The 22,403-nt window shown below is 66.1% G+C and carries 21 protein-coding genes; 11 read left to right on the top strand and 10 right to left on the bottom strand.

Going from position 1 to position 22,403, the window contains the following annotated elements:
* Window positions 1-97: 97 nt before the first annotated feature.
* From ACFPU0_RS00105 to ACFPU0_RS00085, 5 genes are all read left to right on the top strand, one after another.
* Window positions 98-1,594: an RNA polymerase factor sigma-54 gene (locus ACFPU0_RS00105; protein WP_377690765.1), complete on the top strand. Its 1,497-nt coding sequence runs from the start codon at window positions 98-100 to the stop codon at window positions 1,592-1,594.
* An 84-nt stretch (window positions 1,595-1,678) separates the two neighbouring features.
* Entirely contained in the window at window positions 1,679-1,987 is a 309-nt protein-coding gene (hpf, locus tag ACFPU0_RS00100; RefSeq protein ID WP_280290808.1) for a ribosome hibernation-promoting factor, HPF/YfiA family, read from the top strand.
* A 10-nt stretch (window positions 1,988-1,997) separates the two neighbouring features.
* Window positions 1,998-2,462 carry a PTS IIA-like nitrogen regulatory protein PtsN gene (ptsN, locus tag ACFPU0_RS00095; RefSeq protein WP_377690764.1) on the top strand — a complete coding sequence of 155 codons (465 nt, stop codon included), beginning with the start codon at window positions 1,998-2,000 and terminating at the stop codon, window positions 2,460-2,462.
* 9 nt (window positions 2,463-2,471) lie between these two features.
* Window positions 2,472-3,329: an RNase adapter RapZ gene (gene rapZ / locus ACFPU0_RS00090; protein WP_377690763.1), complete on the top strand. Its 858-nt coding sequence runs from the start codon at window positions 2,472-2,474 to the stop codon at window positions 3,327-3,329.
* 16 nt (window positions 3,330-3,345) lie between these two features.
* A complete protein-coding gene (locus ACFPU0_RS00085) occupies window positions 3,346-3,618 on the top strand; it encodes an HPr family phosphocarrier protein (protein WP_044872096.1) in 273 nt (90 codons plus the stop codon).
* 70 nt (window positions 3,619-3,688) lie between these two features.
* On the opposite strand, the gene pmbA is transcribed toward ACFPU0_RS00085, so the two are convergent.
* Window positions 3,689-5,035, bottom strand: a complete 1,347-nt coding sequence (gene pmbA, locus ACFPU0_RS00080) for a metalloprotease PmbA (protein WP_377690762.1) — start codon at window positions 5,033-5,035, stop codon at window positions 3,689-3,691.
* A 144-nt stretch (window positions 5,036-5,179) separates the two neighbouring features.
* Here pmbA and yjgA point away from each other — a divergent pair, with 144 nt between their 5' ends.
* Entirely contained in the window at window positions 5,180-5,701 is a 522-nt protein-coding gene (gene yjgA, locus ACFPU0_RS00075; protein ID WP_377690761.1) for a ribosome biogenesis factor YjgA, read from the top strand.
* 66 nt (window positions 5,702-5,767) lie between these two features.
* Here the strand turns inward: yjgA and tldD are convergent, their stop codons facing one another.
* The 8 genes from tldD to mreB are packed head-to-tail and all read right to left on the bottom strand — an operon-like array spanning window position 5,768 to window position 16,661.
* Window positions 5,768-7,210 carry a metalloprotease TldD gene (gene tldD / locus ACFPU0_RS00070; RefSeq protein ID WP_377690760.1) on the bottom strand — a complete coding sequence of 481 codons (1,443 nt, stop codon included), beginning with the start codon at window positions 7,208-7,210 and terminating at the stop codon, window positions 5,768-5,770.
* Window positions 7,207-8,061 (bottom strand): carbon-nitrogen hydrolase family protein, encoded by an 855-nt coding sequence (locus ACFPU0_RS00065; protein ID WP_377690759.1) that lies wholly within the window; start codon window positions 8,059-8,061, stop codon window positions 7,207-7,209. Before ACFPU0_RS00065 ends, tldD begins: the two co-directional genes overlap by 4 nt.
* A gap of 56 nt (window positions 8,062-8,117) precedes the next feature.
* A complete protein-coding gene (locus ACFPU0_RS00060; protein WP_377690758.1) occupies window positions 8,118-11,936 on the bottom strand; it encodes a YhdP family protein in 3,819 nt (1,272 codons plus the stop codon).
* Window positions 11,937-11,949: 13 nt separating this feature from the next.
* On the bottom strand, window positions 11,950-13,407 hold the full coding sequence (gene rng / locus ACFPU0_RS00055; RefSeq protein ID WP_377690757.1) for a ribonuclease G: 1,458 nt from the start codon (window positions 13,405-13,407) through the stop codon (window positions 11,950-11,952).
* Window positions 13,408-13,416: 9 nt separating this feature from the next.
* Window positions 13,417-14,007 carry a Maf family protein gene (locus ACFPU0_RS00050; RefSeq protein WP_377690756.1) on the bottom strand — a complete coding sequence of 197 codons (591 nt, stop codon included), beginning with the start codon at window positions 14,005-14,007 and terminating at the stop codon, window positions 13,417-13,419.
* A 51-nt stretch (window positions 14,008-14,058) separates the two neighbouring features.
* Window positions 14,059-14,547 carry a rod shape-determining protein MreD gene (gene mreD / locus ACFPU0_RS00045; protein WP_377690755.1) on the bottom strand — a complete coding sequence of 163 codons (489 nt, stop codon included), beginning with the start codon at window positions 14,545-14,547 and terminating at the stop codon, window positions 14,059-14,061.
* Entirely contained in the window at window positions 14,547-15,590 is a 1,044-nt protein-coding gene (gene mreC, locus ACFPU0_RS00040) for a rod shape-determining protein MreC (protein ID WP_377690887.1), read from the bottom strand. The genes mreD and mreC overlap by 1 nt, the downstream gene beginning before the upstream one ends.
* A 33-nt stretch (window positions 15,591-15,623) precedes the next feature.
* Window positions 15,624-16,661 (bottom strand): rod shape-determining protein MreB, encoded by a 1,038-nt coding sequence (mreB, locus tag ACFPU0_RS00035; protein ID WP_377690754.1) that lies wholly within the window; start codon window positions 16,659-16,661, stop codon window positions 15,624-15,626.
* A gap of 220 nt (window positions 16,662-16,881) precedes the next feature.
* Between mreB and gatC the strand changes: the two genes are divergently transcribed.
* The 5 genes from gatC to ACFPU0_RS00010 all read left to right on the top strand — a co-directional run bounded on the left by gatC (window position 16,882) and on the right by ACFPU0_RS00010 (window position 21,025).
* Entirely contained in the window at window positions 16,882-17,169 is a 288-nt protein-coding gene (gatC, locus tag ACFPU0_RS00030; protein WP_377690753.1) for an Asp-tRNA(Asn)/Glu-tRNA(Gln) amidotransferase subunit GatC, read from the top strand.
* A gap of 14 nt (window positions 17,170-17,183) precedes the next feature.
* Window positions 17,184-18,635, top strand: a complete 1,452-nt coding sequence (gene gatA, locus ACFPU0_RS00025; protein WP_377690752.1) for an Asp-tRNA(Asn)/Glu-tRNA(Gln) amidotransferase subunit GatA — start codon at window positions 17,184-17,186, stop codon at window positions 18,633-18,635.
* Window positions 18,636-18,742: 107 nt separating this feature from the next.
* The gene (gatB, locus tag ACFPU0_RS00020; protein ID WP_377690751.1) at window positions 18,743-20,188 is read left to right on the top strand and encodes an Asp-tRNA(Asn)/Glu-tRNA(Gln) amidotransferase subunit GatB; all 1,446 of its coding nucleotides are present in this window, start codon (window positions 18,743-18,745) and stop codon (window positions 20,186-20,188) included.
* 56 nt (window positions 20,189-20,244) lie between these two features.
* On the top strand, window positions 20,245-20,634 hold the full coding sequence (locus tag ACFPU0_RS00015; protein WP_377690750.1) for a septal ring lytic transglycosylase RlpA family protein: 390 nt from the start codon (window positions 20,245-20,247) through the stop codon (window positions 20,632-20,634).
* 13 nt (window positions 20,635-20,647) lie between these two features.
* Window positions 20,648-21,025 carry a carboxymuconolactone decarboxylase family protein gene (locus ACFPU0_RS00010; RefSeq protein WP_120652919.1) on the top strand — a complete coding sequence of 126 codons (378 nt, stop codon included), beginning with the start codon at window positions 20,648-20,650 and terminating at the stop codon, window positions 21,023-21,025.
* Window positions 21,026-21,260: 235 nt separating this feature from the next.
* On the opposite strand, the gene ACFPU0_RS00005 is transcribed toward ACFPU0_RS00010, so the two are convergent.
* Window positions 21,261-22,202 carry an AEC family transporter gene (locus ACFPU0_RS00005; RefSeq protein ID WP_377690749.1) on the bottom strand — a complete coding sequence of 314 codons (942 nt, stop codon included), beginning with the start codon at window positions 22,200-22,202 and terminating at the stop codon, window positions 21,261-21,263.
* Window positions 22,203-22,403: the final 201 nt, after the last annotated feature.

Below are 22,403 nucleotides of genomic sequence, written 5' to 3'. Positions count from 1 at the left end.
TCAAGGTCAGGCATATAATTTGCTTCTGGTGGCGCTCAACGCGCCCTGTAGTGGATGGCGCGCGAGCGCCGGCGAATAAGGTGCTAAGCCCCCTGCCATGAAACCATCGCTAGTCCTCAAGATGGGCCAGCAGCTGACGATGACCCCGCAGCTGCAACAGGCCATCCGCCTACTCCAACTCTCCACCCTGGACCTGCAGCAGGAGATCCAGGAGGCGCTGGAATCCAATCCCATGCTCGAACGGCAGGAGGATGGAGACGACTTCGACACCTCCGACCCCATGGCCGAAGGCGACCAGCTGCCCAACCCCGGCAGCCAGGAAGTGAACTTCCAGGAGTCCAGCGTCGCGACCAATGCCGAAGCCCTCGAAGATGGCGAATGGCATGAACGCATTCCCAGCGAGCTGCCCGTCGACACCGCCTGGGAAGACGTCTACCAGACCAGCGCCAGCAGCCTGCCGAGCAACGATGACGACGAGTGGGACTTCACCTCGCGCACGTCGGTGGGTGAAAGCCTGCAGAGCCACCTGCTCTGGCAGCTCAACCTGGCGCCCATGTCCGATACCGATCGGATGATCGCGGTCACCCTGATCGACTGCATCAACAACGACGGCTACCTCGAGGAATCCCTCGCCGAGATCGCCGAATCCTTCGACGCCGAGCTCGGCATCGAGCTGGATGAAGTCGAAGTGGTGCTGCATCGCATCCAGCAATTCGAGCCCGCCGGCGTCGGCGCCCGCGACCTGCGCGAATGCCTCGTCCTGCAACTGCGCCAGTTGCCGTCGAACACCCCCTGGCTCGGCGAGGCCCAGCGCCTGGCCGGCGACTACCTCGACCTGCTCGGCAGCCGCGACTACAGCCAGCTGATGCGACGCATGAAGGTCAAGGAAGACGAGCTGCGCCAGATCATCGAACTGATCCAGGCCCTCAACCCGCGCCCCGGCTCGCAGATCGAAGCCAGCGAACCCGAGTACGTGGTACCGGACGTCATAGTGCGCAAGCACAACGAACGCTGGCTGGTGGAGCTGAACCAGGAGGCCGTGCCGCGCCTGCGGGTCAATCCGCACTATGCCGGGTTCGTCCGTCGCGCCGACTCCAGCGCCGACAACACCTTCATGCGCAACCAGCTCCAGGAAGCGCGCTGGTTCATCAAGAGCCTGCAGAGCCGCAATGAAACCCTGATGAAAGTCGCCACCCAGATCGTCGAGCACCAGCGCGGCTTTCTCGAGTATGGCGAAGAGGCGATGAAGCCCCTGGTGCTGCACGACATCGCCGAAGCAGTGGGCATGCACGAGTCCACCATCTCGCGCGTGACCACCCAGAAATACATGCACACTCCACGCGGCATCTACGAGCTGAAGTACTTCTTCTCCAGCCATGTCAGCACCTCGGAAGGCGGCGAATGCTCGTCTACCGCGATCCGCGCCATCATCAAGAAACTGGTCGCAGCGGAAAATCCGAAAAAGCCGTTGAGTGACAGCAAGATCGCTGGTTTACTGGAGGCACAGGGCATTCAAGTGGCCCGTCGCACAGTAGCCAAGTATCGCGAGTCCCTTGGGATAGCGCCTTCCAGCGAACGGAAGCGACTGATGTGACGCGGAAATTGACCCACGCCAAAGTGTTCCGGTGGCAGGCCCGTTAGCCTGTCTCTTCTACACGGGCAATAAGGAGAAAGCGGTATGCAAGTCAACATCAGTGGACATCAACTGGATGTGACCGACGCCCTGCGCAACTACGTTGTCGAGAAGTTCGACCGTCTGGAGCGCCATTTCGACCGAATCACCAACGTGCAGGTGATCATGAACGTCGAGAAACTCAAACAGAAAATCGAAGCCACTTTGCACATCGCCGGCGGCGAAGTCGTTGCCAACGCGGAACATGAAGACATGTACGCGGCAATCGACCTGCTCACCGACAAGCTCGATCGCCAACTGATCAAGCACAAGGAAAAGCAGCTTAACCGCCAGCAGGGTGCTACCGCCCGCTGACCCCTTCCCCATGATTCGACTCGAGCAAATCCTGACCCCCGGCCGTTCCCTGGTGAACGTGCCGGGTGGCAGCAAGAAACGTGTTCTGGAACAGATCGCCAAGCTGGTCGCCCGTGACCTTCCCGACCTCGATAACCAGGATATCTTCGAGAGCCTGGTTTCCCGGGAGAAGCTCGGGTCCACCGGCTTCGGCAATGGCATTGCAATTCCCCACTGTCGTCTCACCGGTTGCACGGCGCCTATCAGCGCCGTGCTCCGCCTCGACGCTCCGATCGATTTCGACGCCATCGATGGCATGCCCGTGGATCTGCTGTTCGTCCTGCTGGTCCCGGAAGCCGCCACCGACGAACACCTTGAACTGCTCCGCCAGATCGCCAGCATGCTCGACCGTAGCGATGTGCGCGAGCGCCTGCGGCAGGCTCCGGACAGCACCAGCCTGTACCAGGTGGTCGTGGACGTTCAGAGCGGACGCTAGGGCCTCGCCATGCGCCTGATCATCGTCAGCGGCCGTTCCGGGTCGGGCAAGAGTACCGCCCTCGACGTTCTCGAGGACCACGGTTTCTACTGCATCGACAACCTGCCCGCCGGCCTGCTGCCCGAACTGGCCGAACGCGCCCTCCTGCACACGGAGCTGCTGGAGCCGAAGGTCGCCGTGTCGATCGACGCGCGCAACTTGCCGAGCCAGCTGCAACGCTTCCCCGAACTGCTGGTAGAGGCGCGCAGTCGCCATATCAAATGTGACGTGCTCTACCTCGACGCCGACCACGACACCCTGCTCAAGCGCTTCTCCGAGACGCGTCGACGCCACCCGCTGACCAATGACAACCGCTCCCTCGCCGAAGCCATCAAGGACGAGGAAGCGCTGCTGGCGCCGATCGCCGATCTCGCCGACCTGAAGATCGACACCACGCACCTCAACCTGTATCAACTGCGCGACAGCATCAAGCTTCGCCTGCTGAACCAGCCTGAGCCCGGCACCGCCTTCCTGGTCGAGTCCTTCGGTTTCAAGCGCGGCATGCCCGTGGATGCCGACCTGGTGTTCGACGTGCGCTGCCTGCCCAATCCCTACTGGAAGCCGGAACTGCGTGACCATTCGGGGCTGGAGCAAGCGGTCGCCGATTACCTGGCCGCGCAACCCGACGTCGAGGAGATGTACCAGGATATCCTCGGCTACCTGAACAAGTGGCTGCCACGCTTTGCCGCGAGCAACCGGGCCTACGTCACCATCGCCATCGGCTGCACAGGTGGTCATCACCGCTCGGTCTATATCGCCGAGCGCCTGGGAGCCGCCCTGAAACCCAGTTTGAAGAACGTCCAGGTTCGCCACCGCGACCTCAGCTAGAAGGATTGGAACCGCGATGCCAGCCTGCGAGATCACCATCATCAACAAGCTTGGCCTGCATGCCCGTGCAGCGGCGAAGTTCGTCGGCGTGGCCGGCCGCTTCCCCTGCCAGATCCGCGTGGGCCGTTCTCCCGAGAGCCTGGTGGACGGCAAGAGCATCATGGCCGTGATGATGCTGGCCGCGGGCAAGGGCACGCCCATTCACCTGCATACCGAGGGCGAGCAGGACGACGACGCCCTCAATGCGCTGATCGAACTGATCAACAACAAGTTCGACGAAGGCGAATGACCTCCCGCCCTCTGCCGGCCACATGAAAAACGCGCCCATCAGGGCGCGTTTTCATTTGGCCGGATGCCACTCAACTCCCGGCGACGGTCATCCGTTCGATCAGCACCGAGCCGGTACGGATGTTGCCGCGCATTTCCAGGTCGCTTCCGATGGCGACGATCTGCCGGAACATGTCCTTGAGATTGCCGGCGATGGTCACTTCCTGCACCGGGAACTGAATCTCGCCGTTCTCCACCCAGTAGCCGGCGGCGCCACGGGAGTAATCACCGGTGACCATGTTCAGCCCCTGCCCCATCAGCTCGGTCACCAGCAGGCCGCGCCCCATGCGCCGCAGCAGTGCCGCCTGGTCTTCCAGTCCGTGGCTGACGAAGAGGTTGTGCACGCCACCGGCGTTGGCCGTGCTGGGCAGGCCCAGCTTGCGGCCGGAGTAGGTGCCGAGGACGTAGGACACCAGTTCGCCCTTCTCCACGAAAGGTTTGGCATAGGTGGCCAGGCCGTCGTTGTCGAAGGCGGCGCTGGCCATGGCGCGGGGAATGTGCGGCCGCTCGTCGATGGTGACCCATTCGGGGAACAGCCGCTGGCCCAGCGCGCCTTCGAGGAAGGACGACTTGCGGTAGAGGTTGCCGCCGGAAATGGCGCCGAGGAAACTGCCGAACAGGCCGGTGGCCAGCTCGGCGGCGAACAGCACCGGCACCTCGCAGGTGGGTACGGGACGGGCGCCAAGGCGCGCCGCGGTACGCTCGGCGGCACGCCGGCCGATACTCGCCGGGTCCGCCAGCTGATCGCCGATGCGGTTGACGTCATACCAGTAATCGCGCTGCATCTGGCCCGCGGCCTCGGCGATCATCACGCAGCTCAGGCTGTGCCGCGTGCTGGCATAACCACCGACGAAGCCATGGCTGTTGCCATAGACCCGGCAGCCCTGGTGGGTGTTGAGGGTGGTGCCATCGGCCTTGGTGACACGCTTGTCGACCCCGAAGGCCGCCGTCTCGCAGATCAGCGCCTGCTCCACCGCCTGTTCGGGGCTGATGGCCCAGGGATGATAGAGATCCAGTTCCGGCAGGTCGCGAGCCATCAGCGCCGCATCGGCCAGCCCCGCGCACTCGTCCTCGGAGGCATGCCTGGCGATGGCCAGGGCCGCCGCCACGGTTTCGCGGATCGCCTCCTCGCCGCTGGCCGAGGTGCTGGCCGAGCCCTTGCGCTGCCCGACATACAGGGTGATGCCGAAACCCTGGTCACGATTGAATTCGACCGTCTCCACCTCGCCCTGGCGAACGGTGGTGGACAGTCCCTGCTCCACTGAAACAGCCACCTCGCAGGCGCTGGCGCCCTGGCGCCGGGCCTCGGCGAGGATGCGCTCGACCCGCGCCTGCAGTTCCGGCAATGCTTCCGGGCCGACCACTTCTACTTCACTCATAGCCACTCCAGTTCAAAAATTCCTCGAGGCGGGGGCCGCGACCTGGCGCCTCCCCGCACGTACCGCGCTCCGGCGGCGCCAGCCGGGCCGGACAAGGCGGCCCCGACTGGTTATCATGGCGGCGTTTCCCATTGGACCACCCCCATGTCTGAATTCCTCGACGACGACTTCTCCGGCGAGAAGAGCAAATCCCAGATCAAGCGCGAGCTGCATGCCCTGCAGGACCTCGGCGAGCGCCTGACCACCCTCAAGGCCGACGTGCTGGCCAAGCTGCCGCTGACCGACGCCCTGCAGCGGGCCCTGGCGGAAGCACCGAAGCACAAGGCGCATGTCGCCCGCAAACGGCACATCCAGTACATCGGCAAGCTCATGCGCGAGCAGGACGTCGAGGCCATCCTCGCCCTGATCGACCAGCTCGACAGCTCCACCCGCGAGTACAACGAGCGCTTCCACGCCCTGGAGCGCTGGCGCGACCGCCTGATCGAGGGTGGCGATGCCGCCCTGGAAAGCTTCGTCGCCGACTACCCGGACACCGACCGCCAGCACCTGCGCGGCCTTATCCGTCATGCCCAGCACGAAGCGGCCCACAACAAACCGCCGGCCGCCGCGCGCAAGGTCTTCAAGTACATCCGCGACCTGGACGAAACCAAGCGCGGCTTGCGCTAAAAGCAGCTTGAAGCGCCAAGCCGGAAGCTTGAAGCATCATCGGCTTCAAGCTTTCAGCTTCCAGCTTCAAGCTCCCGTCCCTCCCACCGTCATCGCATCGATCTTCAGGGTCGGCTGGCCCACGCCCACCGGCACCGACTGGCCGTCCTTGCCGCAGGTTCCCACACCGCTGTCCAGGGCCAGGTCATTGCCGACCATGGACACCCGGCTCATGGCCTCGGGGCCGTTGCCGATCAGGGTGGCGCCCTTCACCGGGGTGGTGATCCTGCCGTTCTCGATCAGGTAGGCCTCGCTGGTGGAGAAGACGAACTTGCCGCTGGTGATGTCCACCTGGCCGCCGCCGAGGTTGGCGCAATAGATGCCGCGCTCCACCGAGGCGATGATCTCCTGCGGATCGCTCTTGCCGGCCAGCATGTAGGTGTTGGTCATGCGCGGCATCGGCAGGTGCGCGTAGGACTCGCGACGGCCGTTGCCGGTACGCGCCACCTTCATCAGGCGGGCGTTGAGCTTGTCCTGCATGTACCCCTTGAGCACGCCGTTCTCGATCAGCGTGGTGCACTGGGTCGGGGTGCCTTCGTCGTCCACGCTCAGGGAACCGCGGCGATAGGCCAGGGTGCCGTCGTCGACAATGGTGCAGAGGCTGGAAGCGACTCGCTCGCCGATGCGACCGCTGTAGGCCGAACTGCCCTTGCGGTTGAAATCCCCTTCCAGGCCGTGGCCCACCGCCTCGTGCAGCAGCACGCCGGACCAGCCTGCGCCCATGACCACCGGCAGGGTGCCGGCTGGTGCGGGGACGGCTTCCAGGTTGACCAGGGCCTGGCGCAGCGCCTCGCGGGCATAACCCATGGCGCGGTCTTCCTGGAGGAAATAGCGGTAGTCGGTGCGCCCGCCGCCGCCATGGCCGCCGCGTTCGCGGCGGCCGTTCTGCTCGACGATCACGCTCACATTGAAGCGCACCAGCGGCCGCACGTCGGCCCCCAGGCTGCCGTCGCTGGCGGCGATCAGGATGCGTTCCCAGACCCCGGCCATGCTCACGGTCACCTGCTTGATGCGCGGGTCCAGGGCGCGGGTGGCGGCATCCACCTTTTTCAGCAGCTCCACCTTCTCGGCGCGGCTGATCACATCCAGCGGGCTGCTGGAATCGTAGAGGCGGGTGATCTGCGGACTGGCAAAGGCCTGCACACGGCCTTCCTGGCCTGCGCGGGAGATGGAGCGCGCGGCGTGCGCCGCCTGGCGCAGGGCATCGAAGGTGATGGCGTTGCTGTAGGCGAAGCCGGTCTTCTCACCGGACTGGGCACGCACGCCCACACCCTGGTCGAGGTGGAAACTGCCTTCCTTGACTATGCCGTCCTCCAGCACCCAGGACTCGGAAATCTGCCCCTGGAAGTAGAGGTCCGCGGCATCGATGCCGGGACCGGCCAGTTCGCCGAGGATCTCCGGCAGCCGCTCGATGCTGAGGTCGCCGGGCGCCAGCAGGTGCTCGCTGACGGATAACAAGAGGTCGCTCATAACTTCTCCGTACGCGCCGGCCCGGGGGCGGCCGGCGTCATGAATCTTCTGTGGGTGCTCACCGGCATGCGCTGGCGGATTGCCGCCTGCTCCTCGGCATCGCGCCTGGCCAGCAGCACGGCCTCGCCCTGGGCCTGCTCGGCGAGCACGCGGCCCCAGGGGTCGACTATGGCCGAATGGCCGAAGGTTTCCCGCGGCCCCGGATGTACGCCGCCCTGCCCGGCCGCCAGCAGGTAGCACTGGGTCTCGATGGCGCGGGCGCGCACCAGCACCTGCCAGTGGGCCGCTCCGGTGACCGCGGTGAAGGCCGAAGGCGCGCTGATCAGCTCGGCGCCCGCTTCACGCAAGGCGCCATAGAGCTCGGGAAAACGCAGGTCGTAGCAGACGGTCAGGCCCAGTCGCCCGACCGGGGTATCGGCCACCACCACCGCACCGCCATGCATGTAGTCATCGGACTCGCGGTAACGACCACGGTTGTCGCTGACGTCGACATCGAACAGGTGGATCTTGTCGTAGCGCGCCACCCGCTCGCCCTGTTCGTCGATCAGCAGCGAGCAGGCATGGGGGCGGTCCTGGGGCCGTCCGTCAGGCGGCAGCGGCAGGGTGCCGGCCACTATCCACAACTTGAGGTCACGGGCCGCCTGGCGCAGCCAGGGCAGGATCGGGCCCTGCCCTTGGGCTTCGGCGCGCCCCAGGTGCGCCAGGTCGCGGCGGCCGATGGCGGCAAAGTTCTCCGGCAGCACCGCGAGGCGGGCGCCACCTTCGGCGGCCCGTTCCAGCAAATGTCGGGCGCTGGCAAGGTTGGCCAGGACATCGTCCTGGCTGACCATCTGAATCACGGCAAGGGACATCGAACTCTCCGCTCGGGGCATGGGATGCATGCTAACCCATGCTGCGGCACCTGGCTTCAACGAGGCTTTTCAAAAGGCTTGTCGAAGGTGATCTTCGGGTTCTTCCAGGGGCCTTCGACCTTGTACTGGACACTGGCGAAGCGCGCCACCTTGTCCCCCAGCAGCTTGTCCACCACGAACAGCGCGCCGCCGATGGCCGGAGCACCGACGATCAGGGCGGCCAGCGGCAGGTTGTTGGTCACCGGCAGGGTCACCAGCAGCTTGGCGTCGATACGGTCCGCAGCCAGGTCCAGGGTACCGTCCAGCTCCAGACCGCTGGAGGGCCCTTCGAGCTTGATCGGCTCACGGGTCACGAAGCGCCCGTCACTGCCCACCAGCAGGCCCTTGACCCGGTCATAGGCCAGTCCCTTGCCGAGCAGGTCGGAAAAATCCAGGCGCAGGCGCCTGCCGATGGAGTTGAAATTGAGCAGGCCGAACACCCGCAAGGCCTGGGCGCCACCCTCCACCTCGACGAACTGGCCCTTGTGCAGGCTGGCGTCCAGCGAACCGGAGTAGCGTTTGAGGCTGACCCAGGCCGGCGAGCCGGGCCAGCGGCCATCCACATCCATGCGGAAGCGTTCGCTGGTGGCCGTCGGCGCGAAGTTCCAGGCCTTGAGCACATCCGCCAGGTTCTTGCCTTCCAGGCGCCCCTTGTACCATGAGCTGCTGTTCCCGGCCTCGCCTTCCCAGCCGGCCCGCCCGCCGACCTTCAACCCCCTGAGGTTGAGGTCCAGGTCGCTGAAGACCACCCCCCTGGCATCGGGACGAGCCTTGAACGACCAGGCGCCCAGGGGCGAGTCGCCCAGCACCACCTGATCGATGCGCACATCCAGCGCCGGTACCTGGCGCGGGTCGACCGCGGCCAGCGGGTCGGGCTTGGCGTCGGCCTCAGCCTCGTTTTCCGGTGGTTTGGGCAGGCGAACCTGCTTCATGCGGATGGCGATGGGCACGTCCCTGGCGTCCGCCATCACCACGCTGCCCTGGAGCAGCGCGCTATCCAGGCCGAGATTCCAACCGCCGGAGGTGCGCTCCAGGCTGGCCTTGAGGTTCTCCAGGCTCAACCCATAGCCCTTGAAGCGGCCGATCTCCAGATTGGCGCTGCGCAGCAGCCTGGCTTTCTCGGCGCCCCCCTTGGGCATGTACTGCCTGGCCAGCTCCATCCAGGGCGCGGTATCCAGTTCTTCGACCCGGCCGCGCACGCGCAGGCCCTTGGCGTCCGGCAGGCTGGCCGCACCGCCCCCCAGCACCAGATCGCCACGTGCCTCCTCCAGCTTGCCCACGGGCGCCGCCAGGGCCAGGCTGGCCAGCTTGTCATAGACCAGCCAGTACCGCCGTTCATCGCCATCCAGGGTCATGTGCCAACTGGTATCGCGGGACTGGTCCCGGGCCTTGCCGAAGGGTGCTGGCAGGTCGATGGCCAGGCCGTTGAGGTTGGAATCGATGCGCAGTTGGCTGTCCTTGCCTTCCAGGCTCAGGTTCAGGCTGTAGGGCAGCGTCCCCGAGGCCGGCAACGGCTGGGTGACCCCGAGCCAGGCGGTGAGGTCCTGGAGGGTGATGCTGCCGTTGGCCAGGATCCGCGAGCGGGCCTTGCCATCACGGCCTTCGGCCTGGGCCCTGGCCCGAACTTCGCGGCCGAAGACCTGGCCACGGATGTCCCGGGAGCTGAGGCCGGTGGCGGTGTCATAGCGGAAAGCCCCCTTGAGCTGGGTGAAGGACAGCTCCGGACGGGCGATCTTCAGTTGCGCACCGCTGGTGGCCAGATCCACCACGACATGGGGCGGATGCCCCTTCTCCAGCGGGATATCGAGCTTCAGGCTGCCGTCCAGGCTGCCCTGCCCCTTCCAGCCGGCGAAGATATCGGCGGTGCCCATGGGGGCTTCCTGGAGAATTTTCAGGCCATCGGTGAAACTGCTGTCCAGCTTGGCGTCCAGCTGCAGCCGCGGCACCTCGCCCGGTTCCACATGAGGCACCTCGGCCTCGGCATCGCTCACCCGGCTGTCGAGGATCCGGCCATCCGGCACCTTGACCCGCACACCGGTGTCCTCGATGAACACATCGCCACGGGCCTCGCGCAGTAGCGGCCAGCCCGGCTGGTAGGCCAATTCGGCGTCGTGCACCTTGAAGAACAGGCTGAGGGAGCGCGCCGCCGGTTCGGCACCTCGCGCCAGGGAACCCTGGTACTGGAAATAGCCTTCATCCACCGCCCCGCCCTTGATGGCCTCCTTGAGCCACTTGGCCAGGGCCGGGTTGAGCCCGGGCGAGCGGGTCGGCAGGTATTTCTCGGTGTAGCGGGCGTCGCCGTCGCGCAGGCCGACGCGCAGGTCCATGTAGTCCTCGGCCGCGGGGTCGCGCATCAGGCGGATCAGCATGTCGCCGGCGATGTCGCCCTCCTCGCCGGCGAGGCGCATGTAGGGGCTGGCCAGGGTGATGGCGCTGTCGTCAAGGGTCCAGGTCAGCCGCGCGCGGGCTTCCCGGTAGCGCCAGGGCTTGGGAAAGAGATGGTCCAGATGCAGCATGAAGTCATCCGCATCCAGGCGCAGCTCGCCCCGCTGGAGATCGCCCACCAGGCTGCCGCTGACGTTTTCCGCGGCCGGCGCGCCGTGATAGGCGTCGAAACCGACGCCGTCCAGGTTGCTGCTGAACTCCAGGCGCCTGGCGCCCTGCTGCCGCGGCCGATAGAACAGGCTCAGATTGCGCAAGGCGCCGCGGGGCTTGAGCCCGGCCAGGGCTGCCGCGGCCTGCTCGGGCAGCGGTACCAGCGCATCGACGACCGGCAACAGGGGGCCCAGGTCCAGGCGATCGGCGCTGAGCCGCCACTCCGGCTGCTCGCCGGCCTTCTGGTCGATGCGGATATGAGCCTCGCCCCAGCGCTGCTTGCCGATGTTCGCCGCCAGGGAATCCAGCAGCACCTGGTAGCCCTCTGCGGTACGGCTGAAATAGGCATTCAGCCCCAGGTTGTTCAGCGTGACGGGCTCGCGCTGGGCATAGGCGCCAACGGCCTCGGGCACATGCAGCCGGAGCACCGCGCGCTGCAGGCCGCCCTTGACCCATTCCAGCCAGGCCTCGCCGCCGGCCTGCAGGCGCTGCAGCTGCCAGTCGCGGGTCAGGTTCGCCGGCACCCAGCGCGCCCAGTCGCTCTGCGGCAGGCTCAGGTAGAGTTCGGCGTCGCCCTGCAACCAGGTCTCGCTGTCCATCCGGGTCCGCAGGCGCAGGGCGAGGGGCTGCCCGTCAGGCAGGTCGAGACGGCCATCGAGGCGCTGGCGGCTGCCGCTGGCCCGCAGGCCGAGGTTGACCTGGCTGAGATCGACGGGATCGCGGCCGTGAGGCTCGAGGGTGACCCGGCTGTCGAGCACCGAGACATGGCCGATCCGCTGCAGCAGCTCGCGCACCTGGCGCGGACCGGGAAGCGGCTTGTCGGCGTTGGCGACGAAGCCTTCCAGGCTCCATTTGCCCGCCTCGTCCTGGCGCAGGGCGAGCTGGATGCCGTCCAGCTCCAGGCGGGCGATGCGCGGCTGCCAGGCCAGCAGGCTGCCGAGCATGTCGGGCACCACACGGATCTGTGCCAGGCGCAAGGCGCCTTCGCTCTCCCCCAACTGGACATCGTGGGCGATCAGCAGCGGCGCCATTTCGTACCAGCGGCCCTCCAGGCTGCCGACCCGGAGCGGCCGTCCCAGCGCGGCGGATGCCTTGGCCTCCAGCTCCGCACGGTATTCCGCCACCAGCGGCACCAGCTCGCGGCCCAGGCTGACATAGAGTGCCGCCAGCACCAGAAACAGGGCGCAGAGCCCCAGCAACCAGCGCAGGGCGCGCATCAATCCACGGGCGAAGGAGTCCACTCAGCCCAGCGCCTCAGAGCAGGACCACATCGTACTGTTCCTGGGAATACATGGTTTCCACCTGGAACTTGATGGGGCGCCCGATGAAAGCCTCCAGATCGGCGACGTTCCCAGATTCTTCGTCCAGCAGGCGGTCCACTACCTTCTGGTTGGCCAGCACCAGGTAGCCTTCGGCCTGGTAGGCGCGGGCCTCACGGAGGATTTCCCGGAAGATCTCGTAGCAGATGGTTTCCGCGGTCTTCAGCAGGCCGCGTCCCTGGCAGCAGGAACAGGGTTCGCAGAGCACCTGGATCAGGCTTTCGCGGGTGCGCTTGCGGGTCATCTGCACCAGGCCGAGCTCGGTGATGCCGATGATGTTGGTCTTGGCGTGGTCGCGCTCCAGCTGCTTCTCCAGGGTCCGCAGCACCTGGCGCTGGTGCTCTTCATCTTCCATGTCGATGAAGTCGATGATGATGATCCCGCCCAGGTTGCGCAGGCGCAGCTGGCGGGCGATGGCGGTGGCCGCCTCGAGGTTGGTCTTGAAGATGGTCTCTTCGAGGGTGCGGTGGCCGACGAAGGCGCCGGTGTTGACGTCGATGGTGGTCATCGCCTCGGTGGGATCGATGATCAGGTAGCCGCCGGATTTCAACAGCACCTTGCGCTCCAGGGCCTTCTGGATCTCGTCTTCGACGCCGTACAGATCGAAGATTGGCCGCTCGCCGGGGTAGTGCTCCAGGCGGTCGGCGATTTCCGGCATCAGCTCGTCGACGAACTGGGTGACCTTCTGGAAGGTCTCCCGGGAGTCGATGCGGATCTTCTCGATGCGCGGGTTGACCAGGTCGCGCAGGGTGCGCAGGGCCAGGCTGAGGTCTTCGTAGATGACCGAGGGTGCCGGTGCGGTCTGCATCTGCGCGGAAATCTGCTCCCAGAGCCGGCGCAGGTAGCGGATGTCCACCAGGATCTCGTCGGCGCGGGCGCCGTCGGCGGCGGTGCGCAGGATGAAGCCGCCGGCTTCCTCGATGCCTTCGGCGGCGATGCAGTCGGCCACCACCTGCTTGAGGCGCTCGCGCTCGGCTTCGTCCTCGATCTTCAGGGAAATCCCCACATGGCTGGTGCGCGGCATGTACACCAGATAGCGCGAAGGGATCGACAGCTGGGTAGTCAGGCGCGCGCCCTTGCTGCCGATGGGGTCCTTGGTGACCTGCACCACCAGGCTCTGGCCCTCGTGCACCAGGGCGCTGATGCTTTCCACCGCGCTGCCTTCGCGGGTGCTGATTTCCGAGGCATGGATGAAGGCCGCGCGGTCCAGGCCGATGTCGACGAAGGCCGCCTGCATGCCCGGCAGTACCCGCACCACCTTGCCCTTGTAGATATTGCCGACTATGCCGCGGCGTTGCGTGCGCTCGACATGCACCTCTTGCAGCACACCGTTCTCGACTACCGCCACGCGCGATTCCATCGGCGTGATATTGATCAGAATCTCTTCGCTCATGCCGTTGACCTATCCCAGGTGCTGCCAACAAGGAATGCCGAACCCGGCGAGCAACTCCGCCGTTTCCAGCAGCGGCAATCCCACTACCGCTGAATAACTGCCCTCCACCCGACTGACGAATACCGCCCCCAATCCCTGGATAGCGTAGCTGCCCGCCTTGTCCACGGGCTCGCCGCTGGCCCAGTAGGCTTCCAGTTCGGGCCGGGCAATGTCGCGAAAGCGCACCCGGCTGGCGACCACCCTGGCCTCGCAGCGCGAGTCATCGGCCAGCGCAACGGCGCTGAGCACCTCGTGCTCGCGACCGGACAGCAGCGCCAGGGTCGCCAGGGCGTCATCACGATCGAGCGGTTTGCCGAGGATACGGCCATCCAGTACCACAGCGGTATCGGCACCCAGCACGCAGGCATCGCTCGGCTCGGCCAGGGAGGCGAGACCCGCCAGGGCTTTCTCCCGGGCCAGGCGCTCGACATAGGCATAGGCGGATTCACCCGGCTGGGTGGTTTCGTCGACGGAGGTGATCAGGGTGACATGGGGAACGCCGATCTGCGCCAGCAGTTCGCGCCGGCGCGGCGACCCCGAAGCCAGGTACAGCGTGGCCATGCGGACTTCTCCCTGTCGAAGACAGAGGCTTGCGACATGGCCGCAAGCCGATCAGTTGACGTTGAGGCGGCGACTCGTGCCGCGCAGGGCGGCGTATACCCAGGGCCAGAGCAGCGCGCTGACCAGCGCGGGCAGCAGGAAGACCAGGGTCGGGGGACGATTACCGGTGAGGGCATTGAGCCACAGCTGCACCAGCTGGGCCAGGCCGAAAACCACGAGCAGCACCAGGCACTGCTGCCACATGGGAAACATGCGCAGGCGCTGGTGCAGGGTCAGCACCAGGAAGGTGATCAGGGCGAGAATCAGTGCGTTCTGGCCGAGGAGGCTGCCGTAGAGCACATCTTCCGCCAGGCCCAGGACCCAGGCCGTGGTCATGCCGACCCGGTGCGGCAGCGCAAGAGTCCAGTAAGTGAGGAACAGCGCCAGCCAGAGCGGCCGACCGATTTCCATGAAGCTGGGCACCGGCCCGACGCTGAGCACCAGGGCCAGGATCAGGCTGAGCCAGATGACCCAGCCATTGTTGGAGCGCTGGCCGACCATCAGTGGTTCTCCTGGCTGTTCTGCGCCGCCGGCGGCTTGGCGGGCGCACCCTGGTTGGGCGCCGCGGGTGCGCTGGCCGGAACGGCGGGAGCTGCCGGCGCGCTGGCGGCGGGCACGGCCTGGCCGGCGGCGGCCGGCACGCTGCCCTGGGGCTGCGCCGCGGCTTCACGGTCGGCGGCTTCCTGGGCCTTGGCGGCGTCGTTGGCGCGTTCTTCGGGACTGCGGGAGTCGGTGAACACCAGCAACATGTAACGGCTGCGGTTCAGCGCGGCGGTGGGCACGGCGCGGACGATGGCGAACGGCTGGCCGGAGTCGTGAATGACTTCCTTGACCGTCGCCACCGGGTAACCGGCCGGGAAGCGCTGGCCCATGCCGGAGCTGACCAGCAGGTCGCCTTCCTTGATGTCGGCGGTGTCGGCCACGTGGCGCAGCTCGAGGCGCTCCGGGTTGCCGGTGCCGCTGGCGATGGCGCGCAGGCCGTTGCGGTTCACCTGCACCGGGATGCTGTGGGTGGTATCGGTCAGCAGCAGGACCCGGGCGGTATAAGGCATCACCTCCACCACCTGGCCCATCAGGCCGCGGGCATCCAGCACCGGCTGCCCCATGAACACGCCGTCCTTCTCGCCCTTGTCGATCAGGATGCGGTGGGTGAAGGGGTTGGGATCGACGCCGATCAGCTCGCCCACCAGCACCTTCTCGTCCACCAGGGCAGCGGAGTTGAGCAGTTCGCGCAGGCGCACGTTCTGCTCCGTCAGCGTCGCCAGCTTCTGCAGGCGGCGCTGCATCAGCAGGGCTTCGGCCTTGAGCTTCTCGTTCTCGGCGATCAGGGTGCTGCGGCTGGTGAACTGGTCGCTGACCCCGTCCCAGACGCGCACCGGCAGGTCAGCCAGCCAGTAGAAGGGCGTGAGGACCAGGCCCATCTGGCTGCGCATGGGCTTCAAGGTGTCGAAACGGGCATCGACCACCATCAGCGCAGCCGAGAGCACGGCGAACACCAGCATGCGCACGCCGAGCGAAGGTCCCTTGGTGAATAGCGGCTTGATGGCCCGCTCCTATGGCTGCGACGCTCTCCAACCTCACTCGGTGGAGAGCAGATCCATCGCGTGACGGTCCATCATCTCCAGGGCACGGCCGCCGCCACGGGCGACACAGGTCAGGGGATCTTCGGCGACTATCACCGGCAGGCCGGTTTCCTGGGCCAGCAGCTTGTCCAGATCGCGCAGCAGCGCGCCACCACCGGTCAGCACCAGGCCGCGCTCGGCGATGTCGGAGGCCAGTTCCGGCGGGGACTGCTCCAGGGCGCTCTTCACCGCCTGGACGATGGTCGCCAGGGACTCCTGCAGGGCTTCCAGCACTTCGTTGGAGTTCAGGGTGAAGCTGCGCGGCACGCCTTCGGCCAGGTTGCGGCCACGGACATCGATCTCGCGGACGTCGCCGCCCGGATAGGCGGTGCCGATTTCCTGCTTGATGCGCTCGGCGGTGGATTCGCCGATCAGGCTGCCGTAGTTGCGGCGCACGTAGGTGACGATGGACTCGTCGAAGCGGTCGCCGCCAACACGCACGGATTCGGCGTAGACCACGCCGTTCAGGGAAATCAGGGCGATCTCGGTGGTGCCACCGCCGATGTCCACGACCATGGAACCGCGGGCCTCTTCCACCGGCAGGCCGGCGCCGATGGCGGCAGCCATGGGTTCTTCGATCAGGAACACTTCACGGGCGCCGGCGCCAAGTGCGGATTCGCGGATGGCACGGCGTTCCACCTGGGTGGACTTGCAGGGCACGCAGATCAGCACGCGCGGGCTCGGCTGCAGGAAGCTGTTCTCGTGCACCTTGTTGATGAAGTACTGCAGCATCTTCTCGCAGACGCTGAAATCGGCGATCACACCATCCTTCATCGGACGGATGGCGGAAATGTTGCCTGGAGTACGGCCCAGCATGCGCTTGGCATCGGTACCCACGGCCACCACGCTCTTCTGGTTGCCGTGGTTACGAATGGCGACCACGGAGGGCTCGTTGAGGACGATACCGCGCTCGCGCACGTAAATAAGGGTATTGGCAGTGCCCAGGTCGATTGACAGATCGCTGGAAAACATGCCACGCAGTTTCTTGAACATGGGAGAGGGACCCTAGGCAACGCGTGGGTAAAAAAGTGCGGCAAACTCTAACAATGACGGGGATTTTGGGCAAGGCGCCGATATGTTAAATTGCCTGTTTTTCCGGGCCGTCAAGGCCCATCATCGCGGCCTTTGACCGCCCGTTCGCAGCACCGTTCCCCGCCGGGTTCCCGCACGGTCGACTGCCCACGCAGGCCGCTTCTAGTTGGAGATCCCCCCGATGGCGCTTGAACGCTCCGACGTGGAAAAAATCGCCCATCTCGCCCGACTGGGGCTGAACGAGGCCGATATCCCGCGTACTACCGAGACCCTCAACAACATCCTCGGCCTGATCGACGCCATGCAGGCCGTTGACACCGACGGCATCGAGCCCATGGCCCACCCGCTGGATGCCACCCAGCGCCTGCGCGCCGATCGCGTCTCCGAGGAAAACCGCCGCGACGCCTACCAGGCCATCGCGCCGGCCGTCGAGAACGGCCTGTACCTCGTGCCCAAAGTCATCGAATAAGGAAAGGGTTTCCCATGCATCAACTGACCCTCGCCGAGATCGCCCGCGGCCTGGCCGCCAAGGAATTCTCCGCCGAAGAGCTGACCCGCACCCTGCTGGCACGCATCCACCAGCTCGATCCGCAATTGAACGCCTTCATCAGCATCACCGACGAACCGGCCATCGAACAAGCCCGGGCAGCCGACGCACGGCGCGCCGCCGGTGAGCAAGGCGCCCTGCTCGGCGCGCCCATCGCCCACAAGGACCTGTTCTGCACCGAAGGCGTGCTGACCAGCTGCGCCTCGAAGATCCTCGACGGCTTCAAGGCCCCCTACGACGCCACCGTGGTCGCCCGCCTCAAGGCTGCCGGCGCGGTCAGCCTCGGCAAGCTGAACATGGACGAGTTCGCCATGGGCTCCTCCAACGAATCCAGCCACTACGGCCCGGTGAAGAACCCCTGGGCCCTGGACCGCGTGCCCGGCGGTTCCTCCGGCGGTTCCGCCGCGGCCGTCGCCGCGCGCCTGGTGCCCGCCGCCACCGGCACCGACACCGGCGGCTCGATCCGCCAGCCGGCCGCCTTCACCAACCTCACCGGCATCAAGCCCACCTACGGCCGGGTGTCCCGCTGGGGCATGATCGCCTACGCCTCCAGCCTCGACCAGGGCGGCCCGCTGGCCCGCACCGCCGAGGACTGCGCACTGATGCTGGGCGCCATCGCCGGCTTCGACCCGAAGGACTCCACCAGCGTCGACGTGCCCGTGGACGACTACCTGGCCAACCTGAACCAGCCGCTGGCCGGCCTGCGCATCGGCCTGCCGAAGGAATACTTCGGCGCCGGCCTGGACAGCCGCATCGCCGACGCCGTGCTGGCCGTGGTCGAGGAACTGAAGAAGCTCGGCGCGACCGTCAAGGAAGTCAGCCTGCCGAACATGCAGCACGCGATTCCCGCCTACTACGTGATCGCCCCGGCGGAAGCTTCCTCCAACCTGTCGCGTTTCGACGGTGTACGCTTCGGCTACCGCTGCGAGAACCCGCAGAATCTGGAAGACCTCTACAAGCGCTCCCGCGCCGAAGGCTTCGGCGCCGAGGTGAAGCGCCGCATCATGGTCGGCACCTATGCCCTGTCCGCCGGCTACTACGACGCCTACTACCTCAAGGCGCAGAAGATCCGCCGCCTGATCAAGAACGACTTCGTGGCCGCCTTCGGCGAAGTGGACGTGATCCTCGGCCCGACCACGCCCAACCCGGCCTGGAAGCTCGGCGAGAAGAACAACGACCCGGTCGCCCAGTACCTGGAAGACATCTACACCATCACCGCCAACCTGGCGGGCCTGCCGGGCCTTTCCATGCCCGCCGGCTTCGTCGATGGCCTGCCGGTCGGCGTGCAACTGCTGGCGCCATACTTCCAGGAAAGCCGCCTGCTCAACGTCGCCCACCAGTACCAGCAGGCGACCGACTGGCACAAACGCGCCCCGGCAGGCTTTTAAGCCATGGCAACGCCATGTGTCCTTTTCCCCTCTCCCTTCAGGGAGAGGGTGGCCCGAAGGGCCGGGAGAGGGACGACTCAGGCTCAGCAGGATTGAGGAACACCGCAATGCAATGGGAAACCGTCATCGGGCTGGAAATCCACGCACAGCTCAGCACCCAATCGAAGATCTTCTCCGGCAGCGCCACCACCTTCGGCGCCGAGCCCAACACCCAGGCCAGCCTGGTCGACCTCGGCATGCCCGGCACCCTGCCGGTGCTGAACGAGGAAGCCGTGCGCATGGCCTGCAAGTTCGGCCTGGCCATCGACGCCGAGATCGCCGACAAGAACGTCTTCGCCCGCAAGAACTACTTCTACCCGGACCTGCCCAAGGGCTACCAGACCAGCCAGTACGAGAAGCCGATCGTCGGCAAGGGCCACCTGGACATCACCCTTGAAGACGGCACCGTCAAGCGCATCGGCATCACCCGCGCGCACCTGGAAGAGGACGCCGGCAAGAGCCTGCACGAAGACTTCCACGGCATGAGCGGCATCGACCTGAACCGTGCCGGCACGCCCCTGCTGGAAATCGTCTCCGAGCCGGACATCCGCAGCGCCAAGGAAGCGGTGGCCTACGTCAAGGCCATTCATGCGCTCGTCCGTTACCTGGGGATCTGCGACGGCAACATGGCCGAAGGCTCGCTGCGCTGCGACTGCAACGTCTCGGTCCGCCCAAAGGGCCAGGCCGAGTTCGGCACCCGCGCCGAGATCAAGAACGTCAACTCCTTCCGCTTTATCGAGAAGGCGATCAACCACGAGATCCAGCGCCAGATCGAGCTGATCGAAGACGGTGGCAAGGTGGTCCAGGAAACCCGCCTGTACGACCCGAACAAGGACGAGACCCGCTCCATGCGCGGCAAGGAAGAAGCCAACGACTACCGTTACTTCCCCTGCCCCGACCTGCTGCCGGTGGTGATCGAGCAGAGCTTCCTCGACGAGGTGCGCGCCAGCCTGCCGGAACTGCCGCCCCAGAAGCGCGAGCGCTTCCAGAGCGAATTCGGCCTGTCCGCCTATGACGCCAGCGTGCTCTCCGCCAGCCGCGAGATGGCCGACTACTTCGAGGCCGTGAACAAGGTCTGCGGCGACGCCAAGCTGGCCGCCAACTGGGTGATGGTCGAACTGTCCAGCCTGCTCAACAAGGAGGGCCTGGAAATCGAGCAGTCGCCGGTTTCCGCCGAGCAGCTGGGCGGCATGATCCTGCGCATCAAGGACAACACCATCTCCGGCAAGATCGCCAAGATGGTCTTCGAAGCCATGGCCGCCGGTGAAGGCTCCGCCGACGAGATCATCGAGAAGAAGGGCTTGAAGCAGGTTACCGACACCGGCGCCATCGACGCCATGCTCGACGAAGTGCTGGCCGCCAACGCCGCCCAGGTCGAACAGTACCGCGCCAGCGACGAAGCCAAGCGCGCCAAGATGTTCGGCTTCTTCGTCGGCCAGGCGATGAAGGCTTCCAAGGGCAAGGCCAACCCCGGCCAGGTGAACGAATTGCTCAAGAAGAAGCTCGAAAGCTGAAGCACCCATTGACGACGCCGGGCTTGCCCGGCGTTTTCTTGTCCGAGACCCCCGACATGCTTCGATCCCTGTTCTGGCTCCCGCTGCTGGCCCTGTTCCTGGCCGGCTGCAGCACCAGTCCGTTCGGTGGCGGCAGTGGCGAAACCGGCCACGACTATCGCGCCGAAGGCAAGGCGTCCTATTACGGCGCCAAACACCATGGCCGGCGCACCGCCAGCGGCGAGCGCTTCAACCAGCATGCCCTGACCGCCGCCCACCGCACCCTCCCCTTCGGCACCCGGGTGAAGGTGACCAACCTGAACAACGACCGCACGGTGGTGGTACGCATCAACGACCGCGGCCCCCATACCCGCGGCCGCATCATCGACCTGTCGCGCGGGGCCGCCGAGCGGCTCGGCATGCTGCGCGCCGGTGTCGCCCCGGTGCGGGTGGAATCGATCGACTGACTGGAGAATCACGATGAGCGAAGAACGCAAATCCGGCCTGCAGGTGCGCCGCGAAGTCATGGGCGACGCCTTCGTCGACCGCGCCCTGGGCAATGCCACCGAATTCACCCAGCCGCTGCAGGACTTCGTCAACGAGCACGCCTGGGGCGGCGTGTGGAATCGCGAGGGCCTGCCGCGCAAGACCCGCAGCCTGATCACCCTGGCCGCCCTCACCGCCCTGAAGTGCCCGCAGGAGCTGAAAGGCCACGTGCGCGGAGCACTGAACAACGGCTGCACGGTGGAGGAAATCCGCGAAGCCCTGCTGCACTGCGCCGTCTACGCCGGCGTCCCCGCCGCCATCGACGCCTTCCGCGCCGCCCAGGAAGTCATCGACGACTACCAGAAGGCCTGAAGAACCATACCTCGTATTTGCCAATCCACCGTCGGTGCCGGGCTTGGCCTTGTTGGTGGATGTAAAAGGCGACATCCACCCTACGCACTGTAGGAAAAGCCGACAAGAGCGCTGAAGGCTGGAGGCTGGACGAAAAACGGGATGCGGGGGCGAATTCATTCGCGAAGGGCTGCGCAGCGGCCCCGTAGGGTGGATCACGCTTCATCGATCCACCAGGGTGCCCCACCCGGGCCCCTCAGATCAGCCCCGCCCACTGCAGGAAGAACAGCCCGATGTTGGTGGTCACCACCGCCGCCAGGGTGGTGATCACGATGATCGCCGCGGCCAGTTCGTGGTTGCCGTTCACCGCGCGGGCCATCACGAAGCTCGCCGCGGCGGTCGGGCTGCCGAAATAAAGGAAGAGGATCGCCAGCTCGGCATTGCGGAAACCGCAAAGCCAGGCGCCGAAGGTGGCCAGGATCGGCAGCCAGACCATCTTCATCAGACTGGCGCTGATGGCGACCCTGCCGCTGGAACGCAAGGACGCCAGGGACAGGGTGCCGCCGATGCAGATCAGCGCCAGCGGCAGGGTCATCTGGGCGAAGTACTCCCCCGAGGTGATCAGCCAGGCGGGCAGAGGCAACTGCCAATAGGCGAACGGAATGGCGGCCAGCACGCCGATGATCAGCGGGTTGCTGAAGATGCTCTTGGCCAGGCTCAGGGGATCGCTCTTGGCATCCGGGCTGTAGATCGCCAGGACGATGGCCGAGAGGGTGTTGTAGCTGAGGATCACCACCCCGCCGAGAATGCCGCCCACCGACAGGCCGTAGTCGCCATACATGCTGGTGGCCAGCGCCAGGCCGACGATGCCGTTGTTGCCGCGGAAGGCGCCCTGGGCGTAGATGCCGCGGTCCGCCACCGGGCAGCGCAGGATGGCCCAGCCCCAGCCGATCAGGAAGCACACCAGGGTCGCCGCCACGAAGTAGCCGATCAGCGCCGGCTGCAGGGCCGTGCGCAGGTCCGCCTGGACGATGCCGAGGAACAGCAGGGTGGGCATGGTGCCCTTGAACACCAGGCTCGATGCCGTGTTGATGAAGGCCGCGTCTATCCAGCCCAGGCGCTTGAGGGCCACGCCAACGAACAGCATGGAGAACACCGGCGCGGTGATGCTGAGGGTCTGCTGGACGACGGCGAGCATTGGCGAACCTTGGCGCGGGATAGTTAGGCGGCTAAGGATACCAACTGCGGCGGGGAAAAGCCTTTCGCGGGGCGTTCAACTCTGTAGGGGCGAATTCATTGGCTATGTCTGCATTAGCTGTTGCAGGACCGAATAGAAGTCTCTAGTACGGGGCTTTCAGGTCTCCGCACCAGTCTGACACCTCCCTCTCCCCCGGCCCCC

It is taken from the genome of Pseudomonas sp. GCM10022186, assembly GCF_042656385.1.
In the GTDB taxonomy this organism is placed as follows: Bacteria; Pseudomonadota; Gammaproteobacteria; order Pseudomonadales; family Pseudomonadaceae; genus Metapseudomonas.
Note: the sequence above shows the minus strand (reverse complement) of the source record. Positions and strands in the feature narration are given on the sequence as shown.